This window comes from Nonomuraea cypriaca (assembly GCF_015645445.1).
Classification (GTDB): domain Bacteria; phylum Actinomycetota; class Actinomycetes; order Streptosporangiales; family Streptosporangiaceae; genus Nonomuraea; species Nonomuraea cypriaca.
In genome coordinates this window covers 44,407-61,217 of record NZ_JADOGI010000003.1, presented here as the reverse complement: position 1 = coordinate 61,217, position 16,811 = coordinate 44,407, and the positions used below count along the sequence as shown (strand labels likewise).

Below are 16,811 nucleotides of genomic sequence, written 5' to 3'. Positions count from 1 at the left end.
GTGGAGTGAGCTGAGTCGATGGGTGACGTCTCCCATGGGCCGATGTTGTCGTTCGCCCAGCAACGTCTGTGGTTCCTCGACCGGTTGATGCCGGGCAACCCGCACTACAACCTGGCGTTCGCGTACAGGCTGTCCGGGTTGCTCGACATCGACGCGCTGGAACGTGGTCTCAGTGAGATCGTGGCGCGGCACGAGGCGCTGCGCACGCGGTTCGCCGATGACGGGGACGAGCCCTGGCAGGTGATCGACCCGCCGTCTCCGCTGAAGCTGATCGTGGAGGACATCAGGGACGCGGCCGAACCGCCGGCCGAGGCGCACCGGCTGGCGGATGAGGAGTCGCTCGTCCCGTTCGACCTCGCCAAGGGCCCGTTGCTGCGCGCCCGGCTCCTGTGCCTGGGCGAGGCCGACCACGTCCTGCTCGTGACCATGCACCACATCGTCGGCGACGGCTGGTCGCTGAACGTGCTGCAGTCCGAGTTGAGCGTCCTGTACGCCGCCTTCACGGCCGGGCGCCCGTCGCCGCTGCCGCCCCTGGAGATCCAGTACGCGGACTTCGCCGAGTGGCAGCGGTCGTGGATGTCGGGCGACGTGCTCGCCGGGCAGCTCGACTACTGGCGAGAGCGCCTCCTCGGCATGCCGGAGGCGATGGAGCTCCCGGCCGACCGCGCCCGTCCGCCGGTGCCGAGCCACACCCCCGGCGTCGTGTCGTTCGAGGTGCCCGCGGACGTGGTGGAGCGCCTGCGGGAGCTCGGGACGGAGCGGCGGGCGACCCTGTTCATGGTGTTGCTGGCCGCGTTCGACACCTTGCTCGCCGGCTACACCGGCGGCACCGACATCGTGGTCGGCGTCCCGGTCGCGGGACGGGACAGGGCCGAACTCGAGGGTCTCATCGGGTTCTTCGTCAACAATCTCGTGACGCGGGTGGACTGCTCGGGCGATCCGGCCTTCGGCGAGCTGGTGGACAGGGTGCGCGAGGTGACACTCGGGGCGCTGGACCACCAGGACCTGCCGTTCGAGCGCCTGGTCGAAGAGCTGAACCCGGCGCGTGACCAGGGCCGCAACCCGTTGACGCAGATCGGTTTCCAGCTCCTGCCCGCGGGGCACACCGGGCGCTCGCTCGACCTGGCGGGCATCGAGATCACGCCGCTGGAGGGGCACGGCGACGCCATCCACTTCGACGTGGAGCTGTACTGCTGGGACAGCCCGAACGGGCTCTCCGCCCGGCTCGTGTACGCGGTCGACCTGTTCGACCAGGCGACCATGGAACGGTTCGCGCGGCACTTCGTGCATACGCTGACGCAGGTGCGAGCCGAGGTCAGGCTGTCGCGCCTGTCGCTGCTCACCGAAGAGGAGAGGCACCGGCAGCTCGTCCAGTGGAACGACACGGCCACGTCGGTCCCCGCGGGGACGGTGATGCGGCTCTTCGAGGCACAGGCCGCCAGGACGCCACACGCCGTCGCGGTGTCCTTCCATGACGATCGGCTCACCTACGCCGAGCTCGACGTGCGGGCGAACCGGCTCGCCCACCGGCTGCGTTCGCTCGGTGTGGGGCCGGAAGTGGTCGTGGGTCTCTGCTTCGAGCGCGGGCTCGAGGTGATGGTGGCCATGCTCGCCGTCCTCAAGGCGGGTGGCGCGTACCTGCCGCTGGACCCGGACCATCCGGCCGCGCGGATCGGGTTCATGCTGCGGGACGCCTCCTGCCCGCTCGTGGTCGTGCAGGAGGGGCTCGACGTCGACACCGGCACCGCCGAGGTGGTGCGCTTCGACGCCGTCGCGGACGAGTCCTGGCCCGTGGACGATCCCTCGCCGGAGCTGTCACCGGACAATGTGGCGTACGTCATCTACACCTCAGGCTCGACCGGGCAACCCAAGGGCGTCGAGGTCGCGCACGGCGGTCTGACCAGCCTGATCACTTTTCAGAGCCGGACGTTCGGCGTCGGGCCGCGCTCACGCGTCCTCCAGGTCACGTCGGTCTGTTTCGACGCCTCGGTGTCGGAGATCTGGATCACCTGGATCAGCGGCGGCGAACTCGTGGTCGCGCCCCGCCAGCTCATCGGCCAGGACCTGGCCGACGTGCTCGCCGAGCGGGCGATCACGCAGGTCGCGCTCGTGCCGTCCGTGCTCGCGACGATGCCCGGCACCGCGCTGCCCGACCTGAAGACGATTCTCATGGGCGGCGAGGTGTGCGTGCCCGCCATGGTGAACCGCTGGGCGCCGGGGCGCGACCTGTTCAACGTCTTCGGCCCCACCGAGGCCACCGTCAACGCGTCGGTCTTCCACTCCACCGGCGAGGTGAGCGAGCCGCTGCCGATCGGCCGGCCCATCGCCAACACGCGGATCCATCTGCTGGACGCCTGGCTGCGGCCGGTTCCGGTGGGCGTGCCCGGCGAGGTGTACATCGGCGGCATCGGCGTGGCCCGCAGCTATCTGCGAAGGCCGGGGCTGACGGCGGCCCGCTTCGTCGCGGACCCGTTCGCCGGGGACGGCTCGCGGCTGTACCGGACCGGCGACCTGGCCCGCTACCGGCCGGACGGGGACCTGGAGTTCCTCGGCAGGCTCGACGACCAGGTGAAGCTGCGCGGCTTCCGTATCGAGCTGGGCGAGGTCCAGGCGGTGCTCGCCGAGCACCCGGCGGTGGACCAGGCGCGCGTGGCGGTCCGCGAGAGCGCGGGCGGCGACCGGCGCATGTTCGCCTACGTCGTGCCCGTGGACGTGGCCACGGACGACGACGCGGCGCTGAGTGAGCAGCACGTCCGGGAACGTCAGCGCTTCTTCGACAAGGCGCACCGGGAGGGGACGGGCGCGGCGCCGCCGAATCCCACCGCGGTCGAGCGGATCACCGCGCTGCGGCCGAAACGGCTGCTGGAGATCGGCTGCGGCGCCGGTGCGCTGCTGCGGGCGCTGTCGCCCGTGTGCGAGCAGTACGTCGCGACGGACTTCTCCTCCTCCGCCATCGACCTGCTGCGGGCGGCGCCGGACCTGGCCGCAGGGAACGGGCTCACGCTGCTGATGCGTGAGGCGACGGACTTCCGCGGCTTCCGCGACCGGTCGTTTCACGCGGTCGTGCTCGACTCCGTGGCCCGGCACTGCCCCGGCCTGTCCTGGGTGGACAAGGCCGTCGAGCTGGCCACGAACGCGGTGGAGGACGGCGGCCTGGTGATCGTCACCGACGTCCGGGAACACGCCGACGACGGGGACCTGGCCATCGGGCAGGCGTATTTCACCGGGTTGCCCGAGCGGCTGGCCAGGGCCCGCCACGTCGAGGTGGTCCCCGGCGACGATGGCTACGACGTCGTCGTCACGGTCGGGGCCACGGGCCGCCTCGATCCGGAGCGCCGCCTGCCGGACGGCCTCGATCCGGCGCGCCTGCCGGACGGCCTCGCGAACGATCCGCTGCGGGGCAGGCGTACCGAGCTGCTGGCGGACGAGCTGCGGGAGTTCGCCAGGCAACGGCTTCCCGGCCACATGGTGCCGTCGGGCTTCTTCATGCTGGAGCGGCTGCCGCTGTCCCCGCTCGGGAAGATAGACACGCGGGAACTGCCGTCGCTGGAGGCGAAACCTCCCGGCCGCGCCCCCTCGGGGCCCGCCGAGGAGGCGATGTGCGCGCTGTTCGCCGAGGTGCTGGAGCACGACACGGTCGGGCCCGACGACGGGTTCTTCGACGTGGGCGGGCATTCGCTGCTGGCCGTGCGGCTGATCAACCTGATCCGTTCGCGGCTCGGCGGGGAGATCACCCTCGGCAAGCTCTTCCAGCATCCGACGCCCGCCGCGCTCGCCGGCCATCTCACCCGACCCAGCCGAGGAGGAACGGAATGACCAACCCCTTCGACGACGAGCACGGGACCTTCCTGGTGCTGCGCAACGACGAACGGCAGTACTCGATCTGGCCGGAGTTCGCGGAGATCCCCGCCGGATGGACCGCCGTGCACGGTCCGGGCAGCCGCCAGGAGTGCCTCGATCACGTCGAGCGGAACTGGACCGACATGCGGCCGTACAGCCTGGTCCAGGCGATGGAAGCGGATACGGCCGGCCAGTAGCGCGTGACCGGGGCCCTCCTGCGGCTGTTCCTTCAGCGTCCCGGGATCAGCCGTCTCGCGTACGTCACCCGGCCATGTCGGCGGCCCTGCGCAGCGCCGTCTCGGCACGGGTCAGGTGCTCGGGCTGCTCGGGCAGCTTCTCGGCGGCCTCCACCGCCCTTCGCGCGGCGGCGAGCGCCTCTTCTGCCCTGCCCAGGTCGGCCAGCCGCTCGGCCAGTTCGCTGAGCATGGTCGCGAGCCCCCGCTGCGCCGTGGGCCGGTTCTGCCGCACACGGTACTCGTATGCCTCGACGAGGCTCTCCGCGAGCAGCACCGCGAAATCGCCGAGCACCGTGGTGCCCGCGGGTACGTCCTCCAGGAGCTCGGCCGGGAGGGCGGCGTTCCTGGCCAGTGAGATCAGCGCGTCGGCGAGCGGGGCGGGGTATCCGCCGTGCAGCGCCGCGTCGACCGCGTTCGGCGAGAGGCCGGGCAGGATGGACAGCAGCTCGGTCAGGAGCACGCGCAGCGCCGGTCGAGTGGCGGCGGCGCGGGCCAGCGTGGTGAGTGCTCGCCGGTTCTGGTCCTGCGTCGTCTCCATCAGCATGCCCATGAGGAACTTCGGGGAGACGACGGCGGCGACCAGTTCCTCCAGCAGTGGGTCCGGGAGCGACTCGGCCCAGTACGACGCCGCGGCCGGCGGGCAGGCCTCGCGCAGCCAGCGGGCGGCCAGCAGCCGGAGATCGTCGTCCTGCAGCGCGGGGAGGTGCCCGAGCACGTCGCGGGCCGCCTCCTCGTCGGCGGCGCCGCACAGCACAGCGGTGGCCACGGCGCCCTCCACCACGTCGGCGGCCGGCGCCAGCCCGTGCTCCGCGGCGTCCCAGCGCAGGTGGGCCAGTTCGAGCCGGCCGAGCGCGGCCGTGGCGTCGTCACCGGTCAGGCTCAGCAGTCCGGCCAGCACGGCGGCCTGCAGCCCGCCCGGCAGCCGGGTCGCGTCCGTGAGCCCGATGCCGGGGGCCTGGTCCGGCGCGGGACAGGAGAACCCCATCGCGGTCAGCGTGTCCGCGTAGTCGCGGGTGGTCTCCCGCACCGCGTCCGCGTGGTCCAAGGTGGTTCCCCCGTCCGCGTCCGCGTGGTCCAGGGTGGTTCCCCCGTCCGTGTCCGCGTGGTCGAGGGTGGTTTCCGTGGCGTAGGGGGACGTCAGCTCCTCGTCGGTGTTGGACTCGGACCGGAACTCCTCCCACCATCCGTCCCTGGTGCGGGCGCACAGCAGCACGCGGAGGGCCGGGCGTTCGCCCGCCGCGCCCAGGATCCGGGCCACCTGCTCCCGGCGGGTCTCCGCGTCGTCCACGACGAGCAGCGACGGCCGGTCGCCGCCCGAGGGGAGTCCGGCGCCTGGGGCCAGGAACTCGACGTCCCAGTCGCCTCGCACGCGGTCGGCCAGTTCGAGCGCCAGGCGGGACTTGCCGGACCCGGCAGGGCCCCAGACGAGATGGGCGCGGGTGCCCTCGCCCGTGAGCCACGCGGTGAGCCGGCGCAGTTCCTCGCTACGCGCGTGCAGGCGCGCGGTACGCGCTTCCGCCCGCAGCAGCAGGCTCGGCCGTGGGACACGTACCGGGGCGGCCGCCTCGGACGGACCGGCGGCCGGCGGCGGGGTGCCGGCGTGGACGGCCTTCAGCTGCCGGACGATGCGCGGCAGAGCCTCGCCGATCGGCTCACGGAGGATGTCGGTGGCGATGCTGTCGTAGGGGGTCTCGCCCAGGTTGACGATGACCAGCCGGGCCCCGGCGTGCACCGCGCTCGCGGCCAGGGACCCCGCAGGTTCGACCGTGAGGGTCGTCCCCACGGCGAGCATGAGGTCGCACTGGACGACGGCCCGCTCCGCGCGGGTGAACACCGCGGGGTCCATGGTCTGGCCGAACATGGTGCTCGCGGTCTTCAGGATTCCGCCGCACTCCGCGCACGGCGGTACGGCTTCGCCGGCCGCGATCCTGGCCAGCACCTCCGTCGTCGGCGACCGGCGCCCGCACGCGACGCAGAGCACCACGCGCATCGTGCCGTGCAGCTCGACCACCCGGTCGGCAGGGGCGCCCGCGAGCTGGTGCAGGCCGTCGGTGTTCTGGGTGACGACCGTCGTGTCGATCTCCGAGTCGATCAGCTCAGCCACGGCGCGGTGACCGGCGTTGGGCTCGGCCTGCCAGACCTCGTGCTCGTAGCGTGACTTCCAGTAGGCGGCGCGGAGCTCGGGATCGGCCATGAATCCCTGGTAGGTGTTCCTGTGCTGGGCCGTGGGGTCCTTGATCCAGGCCCCGCTCGGCCCTCGGAAGTCGGCGATGCCGGACTCCGTCGAGATGCCCGCGCCACTGCACACGACCAGTCTGCTTACCCCGTAGGCCCAGCTCGGAATGCCGCTCGGATGGTCACTCATCGTTGTGCGTCTCCAGATAGAGGAACCGGTCAAGTGCCTGCACGCCGTCGTGCATGGCGATGACCAGCCTTTCGGCCAGGGATCCCACATGCAGCTTCGTCAGCAGAGTTCGATGATCGCCTGGTGTCTCGATCACGGCAAGCCGGCCGCCGACCCGAGGCCCCCAGCCCAGATCCGCGCGGGCGTGCGGCGCCTGCGCGCCGCGGATGACCACCGCGTCACCACCGTAGGGCTCGTGCACGGTGTCCCGGTAGGTCAGCAGCGCGATGGCATGCCGGCGATAGAGCGTGAGCAGCGTGCGCAGATCGTCCTCCGTGCCGACGTCCGGGCGCGCCTTGTCGTCCACGGCGAGCGACAGCACATGCCGCAGGCGGTGCTCCGGATCGACCTGCCGCAGCTCTTCCAGGGTGATGGGCAGCGCGTCGGCGAACGCGCCGAGGATCGCCGCGGCCTCGTCGTCGACCCACTCGGGCGGCACCGGGTCGGCGAAGCTGGAGTCGATGATCGCCAGGGTGGCGACCCGCTCGTCCTGCTGTTCCAGGCGACGCGCCATCTCGTAGGCCACGACGCCGCCCATGCACCAGCCGCCCAGGTGGTAGGGCCCCTCGGCCTGCACCCCTCGGACGGCGCTCAGGTAGTGCTCGGCGATCTCCTCGACGGTCGCGGGCCGCGGCCCGTCCCGCATGGCCGCGTCGAACGCCTGGAGGCCGTAGACCGGCTGGTCCGGGGGCAGGGCGTCGAGCAGTTCCCCGTAGCAGAACACGGTGCCGCCCAGCGGATGGATGAGGAACAGCGGCGTCTTGACCGGGGCGCCGGACACCTCGCGCAGCGGGACGAGGATCGAGCCCGCTTCCTGGTGTCCGCTGTCGACCATCTCGGCGAGCGTCGCGACCGTGCCGTCGGTGAGCAGCCGCGCCAGCGGCAGTTCGTGTCCGGTGACCTCCTTGATCCGCAGGACGACCCGGAGCGCGGCGATGGAATGCCCGCCCAGATCGCGGAACAGGTCCGTGCTGCCGACCCGGTCCAGTCCCAGCTCCTGGGCCCACACGCCGGCGATCAGTCGCTCGGTCGCCGTCGCGGGCTCGACGATCTCTCCGGCGGCGGTGCCGCTCCGGCCCGGGTCCGGCAGAGCCTTCCTGTCGATCTTCCCGTTGGGAGTCAACGGGAACGTCTCCAGCCACATGAACGAGGACGGGACCATGTAGTCGGGAACCTGGGCCGCCACGTGCGCCCGCAGTTCCGCCGGAGTGGAGGCCGGGGTGGAGGCCGGAGTGGCGGCCGGGGACGCCGCAGGCACGAGGTACGCCACCAGCCGTTGATCGCCGGGCCGATCCTGCCGCGGTACGACGACGGCCTGCTTGACGGTGTCGTGGGCGGCCAGCACTGCCTCGATCTCGCCGAGCTCGATCCGGAACCCGCGGATCTTGACCTGGTGGTCCGACCGGCCGAGGAACTCGAGCGTGCCGTCCGGCCGCCGGCGCACCGTGTCGCCGGTGCGGAAGAGCCGGGAGCCTGGCGTGCCGAAGGGGGCGGCCACGAACCTCTCCGCCGTCAGCCCGGCTCGGCCGGCGTAACCGCGGGCCAGGCCGTCGCCGCCGATGTAGAGCTCGCCCAGCACCCCCACAGGCACCGGTTTCAGGCTCTCGTCCAGCACGTAGACCTGGGTGTTGTCCAGCGGCTCGCCGATCGTCACGGGTTCGGCGGACCGCACGCGGGAAAGGCACGACCAGATGGTGGTCTCCGTCGGCCCGTACGCGTTCCACACGGCGCCCATCCGGGCGGCGAGCTGTTCGGCGAGGTCGGCGGGCAGCGCCTCGCCACCGCAGATCGCGCGGATGCCCGGTTCCGTGCCGAGCCCCGCCTCGATCAGCATGCGCCAGCTCGACGGGGTGGCCTGCGCGATCGTGGCGGTCGACAGCAGGGACACCACTTCTGGGCCGTGTACGACGTCGTCAGGCAGCAGGATGACCTCGGCGCCCGCCGCGAGGGGGGCGAACACCTCAAGCCCGGCGATGTCGAACGACAGCGAGGTGACGGCGAGCCAGCGGTCGCCGGCTGTGAGGTTCACCTTGGCCGACATGGACAGCAGCAGGTTGACCAGGGCTCGATGGGAGATCTGCACGCCCTTCGGCCGCCCCGTCGAGCCCGACGTGTAGATGACGTACGCGAGATGCCCAGCCGTCGTACCGGGGTCGAGGTCGTCATCACGTCCTTCCGCCAGGCTGTCCGGCCCGATCGTCAGCACCGCCGCCGCCGAGCCGGGCGGCGCGGAGCCTGGATCGGTCAGCACGACCGGCGCGCCGGAGTCGGCGAGCATGAACGCCAGCCGGTCCTCCGGGTAGTCCGGATCGAGCGGCAGGTACGCGCCGCCGGCCATGAGGACGCCGAGCAGGGCGACCATCAGCTCGGGCGACCGGCGCATGTGCACACCGACGATCACGTCAGGACCGGCGCCCAGGTCCCTGAGCCGCCGGGCGAGCCGTCTGGCCTGCCGGTACAGCTCCGCGTAGGTCAGGTGCCGGTCTCCGGATCGCAGGGCGACCTTGTCCGGAGTGCGCCCGGCCGCCTCGGCCAGCAGGGACGGCAGGTTCCTGTCGAGCGGGAAATCGGCGGCTGTGTCGTTCCACTCCTCGAGGTGCCGCGCCGTCTCCGCCGGGCTCATGAGCACGGTGCCGGAGACGTACGCGCCGGAGTCGCGGACCGTCGCCTCCAGCGCCGCCACGTAGTATCCGCCGATGGCCTCGATCTGGTCGGCGGAGAAGGCCGCGCCGTCGTAGTTCAGTGCCAGCCCGATGTCGCCGGACCGCGGATCGGCGCCATAGTTCGCGGTGAACGGGAAGTTGGTCTGCTCGAAGAAGGCCGTCTCGTCGATCCTCAGGTGCCGCAGCGAGGCCGTGTCACCATAGCTGCGCATCGCGCGGTAGTCGACCATGGTCTCGAACAACGTGTCCTGGCCGAGGTCGCGCAGGATCTGGCTGAGCGGATAGCGCCGGTGCGCCAGCGTGTCGACCTCCGCCTGGTGCGCCTGGCGGGCCAGGTCGAGCCAGCTCGTCCGCTCGACGTCCAGGACCATGGGCACGGTGTTGAGGAACAGGCCGATCATCTGCTCGGCGTCGGCGGTCTCGGGCCGGCAGTTGGCGACCCTGCCGGTGACCACCCGGGACTGGCCCGACATCCGGGACATGACGCCCGCGTGCGCCGCGAACAGCACGGCCTTCGCCGTGATCCGCGCACGCGAGGCGAGGTCACGGATCTTCTCGGTCAGGTCCGTCCCCAGGGAGACGCGGCGGAGGTGCACCGCGTTCTCCGTGGCGGTCCCGCCGTCCCGCCTGCGGGGCAGTTCGAGGACTTCGGCGCCGGCGAGCAGGTCACGCCAGTACGCCCGCGCGTCGTCGTCGGCCAGGGCCTTGCGCTCCAGCGCCACGTAGTCGCGGAACCGGCCGGCGAGGCGCGGCGGTTCCGGTGCGTGGCCGGAAAGCGCCCGATCGTAGTCGCGCAGCAGCGACGACGTCAGCAGCGACAGGCTCCAGCCGTCCAGGATCGCGTGGTGGAAGCTCAGGTTGAGCCAGAACGCGGTGTCGTTCAGCACCTGGGCGTGCACCCGTAACAGGGGCGGGTCGGCCAGGTCGAACGGCCTGGTTCGTTCGGCGGCCCGCCACCGCTCGACCCGTACGCGCTGTCCGGCCTCGGCCAGGCCGGACAGATCGTCCACGGTCAGCGCCGGCTCGACGGCGTCGTGGACGAGCTGCATGGGCTCGCTGAACCTGGTCAGGTCCATGCCGCTGCGCAGGATCTCATGGCCGGCCGTCAGCGCGGCGAGCACCTGGCGCAGGCGGGACGCGTCGAACGGCCCGGTGATCTTCATGCTCGACACGTCGTGGTAGGTCGATCCCGCACGATCGAGATGGCTGTGGAACAGCATCCCGGCTTGCAACCGGGTGAGCGGGTAGGCGTCTTCGATCACCACAGGATGTCAGCTCCCTCCGGTCAGGCGCGCGCGGTCCTCTTCTGACATCAGGAGGAAGGCGTCGGTGTCGTCGTCCTGCGCGGGGTTCTCCGCGCGGGGCGCGGGTTCGTCCGCTCGATGGCTCTGGGCCTGCGCGGCCAGCGTGGGCGTACGGAACAGCGACTCGACCGTGAGGTCGAACCCGTGCTGTCTGGCGCGGCCCACGAACACGACCGCGTGCATGGAGTCGCCGCCCAGCTCGAAGAAGTCGTCGTCGGCCCCGACGTTCCCGACGCCGAGGACCTCCTGCCAGAGCGCCGCCAGCGTCCGCTCCTGGTCGGTGGCGGGCGCCCGCGACGGGCCCGTACGCACGTGATCGGGCGCGGGCAGGGCGGCCTGATCGATCTTTCCGCTGGAGGTGACCGGGAATTCCGCCAGCGGCACGAAGGCCGACGGCACCATGTACGCGGGCAGCACCGAGGCGGCCAGCGTCCGCAGCTCCGCGGCCGACGGCGGAGCCGCGCCCGGCTTCGTGGTCAGATACGCGACCAGCCGCCGATCGCCCGGCCGATCCTCGCCCACGACGACCAGCACCTGCCCGATCGCGTCGTGACGGGCCAGCACCTGCTCGATCTCGCCCAGCTCGATCCGGAACCCGCGGATCTTGACCTGGTGGTCCTGCCTGCCGAGGAATTCCAGCCTGCCGCCGGGCAGCCACCGCGCGCGATCGCCCGTCCGGTACAGCCGCGCGCCCGGCGGCCCGAACGGGGAGGCGACGAACCGTTCCGCGCTCAGCGCCGGCTGGCCGCGGTAACCGCGGGACAGACCTGCACCGCCGAGGTAGAGGTCGCCGGTCACGCCGACGGGAGCCGGCTGGAGCCTGCCGTCCAGGACGTAGGTCCGCGTGTTGGCGATCGGTGAGCCGATCGGGACCCGTGGCGCTTCTGAGCCGGGTTCGCACGTCCACGAGGTGACGTCGACGGAGGCCTCCGTGGGCCCGTACAGGTTCTCCAGCCGGAGGTTCAGCGTGCGCAGGCACAGCCGGGCGAGGTCGGCGGGGAGTTCCTCGCCGCTGCACACGATCAGCCGCAGCCCGGTCTGCCGCGCCACGCCGGGGGTCTCCAGGAACGCGCGCAGCATGACCGGCACGAAGTGGCAGACGGTGACGCCGGCGGAGGCCATCAGCTCGACCAGGTAGGCCGGGTCCCGATGCCGGCCCGGCGCGGCGAGCACCACGCGGGCGCCGGTCATCAACGGCCAGAACAGCTCCCACACCGAGACGTCGAAGCCGATCGGCGTCTTCTGCAGCACGCGGTCCCGCGCGGTGAGCCCGTATGCCTCCTGCATCCACAACAGCCGGTTGACGATGCCCCGGTGCGTGATCTGGACGCCCTTGGGCACGCCGGTCGAGCCTGACGTGTAGATGACGTACGCGAGGTTGTCCGGACCGGCCGCCGGCCCCGGACCCTGGTCCGCGGCGTCCTGCCCGACCACGATCTCGCCGGGGAAGGTGCCCGCCAGCTCGTGGTGGGTCAGGACGACGGGGCAGGCGCTCGATTCGAGCATGGTCCGGAGCCGTTCGACCGGGTGGTCGGGCTCCATCGGCAGGTAGGCGCCCCCGGCCTTGAGTACGGCCAGTAACGCCACCATCAGCTCGGCCGAGCGACGCATGTGGACGCCCACCACGACGTCCGGTCCCACTCCCCGCTCCCGCAGACGCAGCGCCAGCCAGTTCGCCCGCCGGTCCAGCTCCGCGTAGGACAGTTCCTCCGCGTCGAACCGGACCGCGGGCGCGTCGGGAGTCCGGCGCACCTGGTCGTGCAGGAAGTCGGTCAGGGTGCGATCCAGCGGGTAGTCCCTGGCCGTGTCGTTCCAGCCACGCACCAGCAGCTCGCGCTCCGTCCCGCCCAGCAGGTCGAGCCGGTGGATCGGGACGCGCGGGTCGCGGGCCACCTTGGCCAGCACGTTCAGCAGGTGGCCGATCATCCGGTCGACGGTGGCCTCCTCGAAGAGGTCCACGTCGTAGTCCAGCATGCCGACCAGGCCCTCGGCGCCCTGCACGAAGCGCAGGCTGAGGTCGCACTGCGCGTGGCTCTCGGTGCTGTCGAGGGTCTCGACCAGAGAGCCGGGGATCACCAGCGGCGCCTGCGGCACGTTCTGCAGGGCGAACAGCACCTGGAAGAGCGGGTTGCGGCTGAGGTCGTGGTTCGGCGCGAGTTCCGTGACGAGCCGTTCGAACGGCGCCTCCTGATGGTCGAAGGAGGCCAGCGCCATCTCCCTCACCCGCGCCAGCAGGTCCGCGAACGACGGCCGCCCGCCGGTGTCGACCCGCATCACCACGGTGTTGAGGAAGCAGCCGACGGACCGCTCGAAGTCGGAGCGGGGACGGAAGGACACCGGCGTGCCCACCAGCACCTCGTCCTGGCCCGCGTGCCTGGCCACCACCACGCCGAAGGCCGACAGCAACGTCATGAACGGCGTGACGCCGTGCGCCCGGCCCACCGCGTGCAGGCCCGCGACGACCTCGGCGGGAACGGTGAACCGGCGGCGCGCGCCGCGGTGCGCCTGCACGGCGGGACGCGGCTTGTCCGTCACCAGGTCCACGACCGTCGGCGCCTCGGCGAGCCGCTCCTTCCACCAGCTCACCAGCCGGTCCTGCGCGCCGTCGCCGGCCGAGGACCCCTCCCATTCCACCAGGTCCGCGAGCTGGGCGACCTGGCCGTCGAGCTCGCCCGCCAAGGCCCGTGACAGGTCCTCGAAGAACACGCCTCCCGACCATCCGTCGAAGACGATGTGGTGCAGGGTGAACGTGACCAGTCGCACCGCCTCGCCCAGCCGTACGACGACGCATCGCATCAGCGGGCCGACGGACAGATCGAACGGCCGGCGGGTCTCTCCCGCCGCGTACGCGCGTCCGACCTCCTCCGCGTCCTCGCGATCTCGCAGGTCCACCACGTCGATCAGCACCCTGGCACCGGAGACGACCTCCTGCACGGGCTCGCCGTCCACGATCGCGAACCGGGTGCGCAACGCCCCGTGCCGCGCCACCACGGCGTCCAGGCCGGCCTGCAGGCGGCCGACGTCCAGCTCGCCGCTGACCCGCAGGATCACCGACATGTTGTACGAGACGTCGCCAGGCTGGATCTGGTCGACGAACCACATCCGCCGCTGCGTCCGGGTGAGCGGGTAGGTGCCGTCGCCGCCGGCCAGGATCGGCGGGGGCTCCGCCGCGACGTCCTCGCGGGCCCTGGCCCGGACCAGGCCGGCGAACCCCGCGATCGTCGGGGTCTCGAACACCTCGAGCAGGCTGAGCCTGACGCCGAAGGTCTCGGCCACCCGCGCGAGGAGCCTGGTGAGCAGCAGCGAGTGGCCGCCCAGCTCGAAGAAGTCGTCCTCCGCGCCGATGCCGTCGACCGCGAGCACGTCCTCCCACAGCCCGGCCAGCTTGCGCTCCACGTCACCGGAGGGGCGCCGGGACCGGTGGCCGAGCTCCTGCTCGCGGCTGGGCGCCGGCAACGCCGCGCGGTCGATCTTCGCGTTGGCCGTCAGGGGGAAGCCGGGCAGCACCACGATCGCGGACGGCACCATGGGCCCCGGCAGCGCGGCCTTGGCCAGGGCCCGCAGCTCGGCCGCCGACGGCGCGGCGCCGCCCGGCGCGGGCGTCACGTACGCCACCAGCCGGCGGTCGCCAGGCCTGTCCTCGCGCACCATGACCAGTGCCTGGCCGACGTGCTCGTGCCCGAGCAGGGCGGCCTCGATGTCGCCCGGCTCGATCCGGTGACCCCGCAGCTTGATCTGGTGATCGGTACGGCCGACGAACTCGAAGCACCCGTCACCGAGGTAGCGGACGCGGTCCCCGGTGCGGTAGACGCGGTCCCCGGGGTCGCCGGTCCACGGGCTGACGGTGAACCCGCCGCTGACGCCGTCGAGGTAGGTGGCCAGGTACGGCGTCCGCACGACCAGCTCGCCGATCTCCCCCTCCGCGCACAGCTGGTCCGCCGGGTTGAGTGCGAGCACCTGGACGCCGTCGATGCCCGGCCCGATCGGTGCCTTGGACGTGAAGGGCCGGACCCCGTCGGGGGAGCCCGGGTCGCGCAGCGACAGCGCGGAGATCACCTGCGGGGTCTCGGTCGCGCCGTAGATGTTGATCAATGTCGTGCGCGGCGCGGCCGCCGCCCAGGCCGTCACCGTGTCACGGCGCAGCACGTCGCCGTTGATCCCGACCAGCCGCATGTCCGGCAGCCCGCCGGGCGGCATCGCCGCGGCCAGTTCGTTGGCGTACGGCGGCGTGAGGTGCAGGACCGTCGCCCCGATGTCCCGCAGCCAGTGGGTGGTGCCGGCGAAGTCCAGCCGGTCGAGGTGCGGGAAGGACGACCGGGCGCCGAGCCACATCGGGGTCAGCAGGTCCCGCATCAGCACCTCGTAGCCGAGGCCGGCGAGCACGGCGATACGGTCGCCGGGGCCGAGCCGCTGGGACCGCTCGTACCAGTCGAGGAAGTGCATGACGGCGTCGTGCCTGGTCACCACACACTTGGGCACCCCGGTCGAGCCGGAGGTGAAGACGGCGTAGATCGGGTCTTCCGGGCGGATGTCGACATGGTCGTCATCGGCGGGCAGCGTGGTCCACTCGGGGTCGTCCAGCCGGATCACCTCGGCGGGCTCAGGTCCTGCCGCGGCGGCCACGCCGTCCGGCAGCGGCTCGCAGCCGCGCGTGAGCACGATCGCCTTCGAGGCGCTGACGGCCACGCACTGGGCGAGCCTGGCCGGCGGCAGGGTCCAGTCCATGATCACGAAAGGCGCGCCGCACTTCATCGCGGCCAGCATCGCCACCTGGGTGGACGGATCGCGCTTGACGACGATGCCGACCATGTCGCCGCGTCCCACGCCCGCGCCGCGCAGGCGGCCGGCGAGCTGGTTCGAGGCGTGGTCGAGGTCGGCGTAGGTCCAGACCTCGTCCTTGTAGGTCATGGCGACGCGGTCCGGCGAGCCGGCCACGTGCTTGGCCATCCGGCCGAGCAGCGATCCCGGCCACTCGGGGGCGAGCGGTTCGAAGGGGTCGGGCAGCAGCTCGCGGCTCTGCCCGGACAGCAGGGGGTAGCCGCGCACCGAACGGTGCGGGTTGGGGCCGACCTGGGCGAGCAACGCGCCCAGCTGGTCGAGCAGCCAGCCGATCCGGGTCTCTGAGAACAGGGCGGCGTCGTAGACCAGGTCGAGGTCGATGAGGCCCGGCGAAGTCCGTACGTACAGGGTGAGGTCGAACTTCGCCGTCACGGACTCGTTCTCGACGTGCTCGGTCACGCAGCCGGGGAACGCGGGCGGCACGGGCTCCGGCTCGATGTTGAGCAGCACCTGGAGCAGGGGAGTGCGGCTCAGGTCGTGCTCCGGCGCGAGTTCCGCGACGAGCCGTTCGAACGGCGCCTCCTGGTGCTCGAACGCGGCCAGCGCCGTGTCCTTCACCTGGGCCAGCAGCTCCGCGAACGACGGGTTCGCGCCGATGTCGACGCGCATGGCGACCGTGTTGAGGAAGCACCCGATCGCGCGCTCGAAGCCGGACCGGGGACGGAAGGCCACCGGCACGCCCACCAGCACCTCGTCCTGACCCGAGTGCCGAGCCAGCACCACGCCGAACGCCGACAGCAACGACATGAACAACGTCACGCCGTGCGACCGGCTCAGCTCCGCCAGGCCCTCGGCCACGTCCGCGGGCAGCGTGAGCGTGCGGCGGGCGCCGCGGTGTGCCTGCACCGCGGGCCGCGCCCGGTCCGTCACCAGGTCGAGCACGGTCGGAGCGCCCGCGAGGCGCTCCTTCCACCACCGCACCAGCCGGTCCTGCTCGCCGGACTCGACCGACGCGTGCTCCCACTCGACGAGTTCGGTGAGCTGGGGGGGACGGCCCCGCAGCGCCCGCGGTCCGCCGGTCAGCGCCGTCGACAGCTCGTCGAAGAACACCTCCGCCGACAGGCCGTCGAACACGATGTGGTGCATGGTGAACATCACCAGCTGGTCGGCGTCGCCGAGCCGTACCACGACGCAGCGCAGCAGCGGCGCGACGGTCAGCTCGAACGACCGCCCGGCCTCGGCCGCGGCGTACGCGCGCCCCACGGCCTCGGCGTCCTCGCGGCTGCGCATGTCCACCACGTCGACGACGACGCGCGCGTCGGGCAGCACCTCCTGCGCCGGTTCGCCGTCGACCACGAGGAACCGGGTCCGCAGCGCGTCGTGCCTGGCGACCACGGCGTCCAGCCCCGCCTGGAGAGCCTCGATGTCCAGCCTTCCGCGGACCCGCAGCACGACTGGGATGTTGTACGCGACGTCACCCGGTTGAACCTGGTCCACGAACCACAGGCGCCGCTGCATCGAGGACAGGCCGCAGATACGACTGGACACCGAACTCCCCCTTTTGACGGTTGACCCTCTCGGCGTT

At 72.0% G+C, this 16,811-nt stretch carries 5 protein-coding genes; 2 read left to right on the top strand and 3 right to left on the bottom strand.

The features are described 5' to 3' along the window. Positions 1 to 18 precede the first annotated feature (18 nt). Both ITP53_RS01880 and ITP53_RS01875 read left to right on the top strand, forming a co-directional pair. Positions 19 to 3,816, top strand: coding sequence for a non-ribosomal peptide synthetase (locus ITP53_RS01880; RefSeq protein WP_195893505.1), 3,798 nt, complete (start codon positions 19 to 21; stop codon positions 3,814 to 3,816). Further along, positions 3,813 to 4,037: an MbtH family protein gene (locus ITP53_RS01875; RefSeq protein WP_195893504.1), complete on the top strand. Its 225-nt coding sequence runs from the start codon at positions 3,813 to 3,815 to the stop codon at positions 4,035 to 4,037. The genes ITP53_RS01880 and ITP53_RS01875 overlap by 4 nt, the downstream gene beginning before the upstream one ends. 64 nt (positions 4,038 to 4,101) lie before the next feature. On the opposite strand, the gene ITP53_RS01870 is transcribed toward ITP53_RS01875, so the two are convergent. Genes ITP53_RS01870 through ITP53_RS01860 form a run of 3 tightly spaced genes read right to left on the bottom strand, consistent with a single transcriptional unit; the run spans position 4,102 to position 16,774 of the window. Next, a complete protein-coding gene (locus tag ITP53_RS01870; protein WP_195893503.1) occupies positions 4,102 to 6,441 on the bottom strand; it encodes a Sir2 family NAD-dependent protein deacetylase in 2,340 nt (779 codons plus the stop codon). Beyond that, a complete protein-coding gene (locus ITP53_RS01865; protein WP_195893502.1) occupies positions 6,434 to 10,408 on the bottom strand; it encodes a non-ribosomal peptide synthetase in 3,975 nt (1,324 codons plus the stop codon). The genes ITP53_RS01870 and ITP53_RS01865 overlap by 8 nt, the downstream gene beginning before the upstream one ends. Positions 10,409 to 10,414: 6 nt before the next feature. Further along, positions 10,415 to 16,774, bottom strand: a complete 6,360-nt coding sequence (locus tag ITP53_RS01860) for a non-ribosomal peptide synthetase (protein ID WP_195893501.1) — start codon at positions 16,772 to 16,774, stop codon at positions 10,415 to 10,417. Positions 16,775 to 16,811 lie beyond the last annotated feature (37 nt).

Excerpts from the sequence above, each read along its gene's own strand:
- ITP53_RS01880 (WP_195893505.1), top strand. The coding sequence starts at position 19 with ATGGGTGACGTCTCCCATGGGCCGATGTTGTCGTTCGCCCAGCAACGT.
- ITP53_RS01875 (WP_195893504.1), top strand. The coding sequence starts at position 3,813 with ATGACCAACCCCTTCGACGACGAGCACGGGACCTTCCTGGTGCTGCGC.
- ITP53_RS01870 (WP_195893503.1), bottom strand. The coding sequence starts at position 6,441 with ATGAGTGACCATCCGAGCGGCATTCCGAGCTGGGCCTACGGGGTAAGC.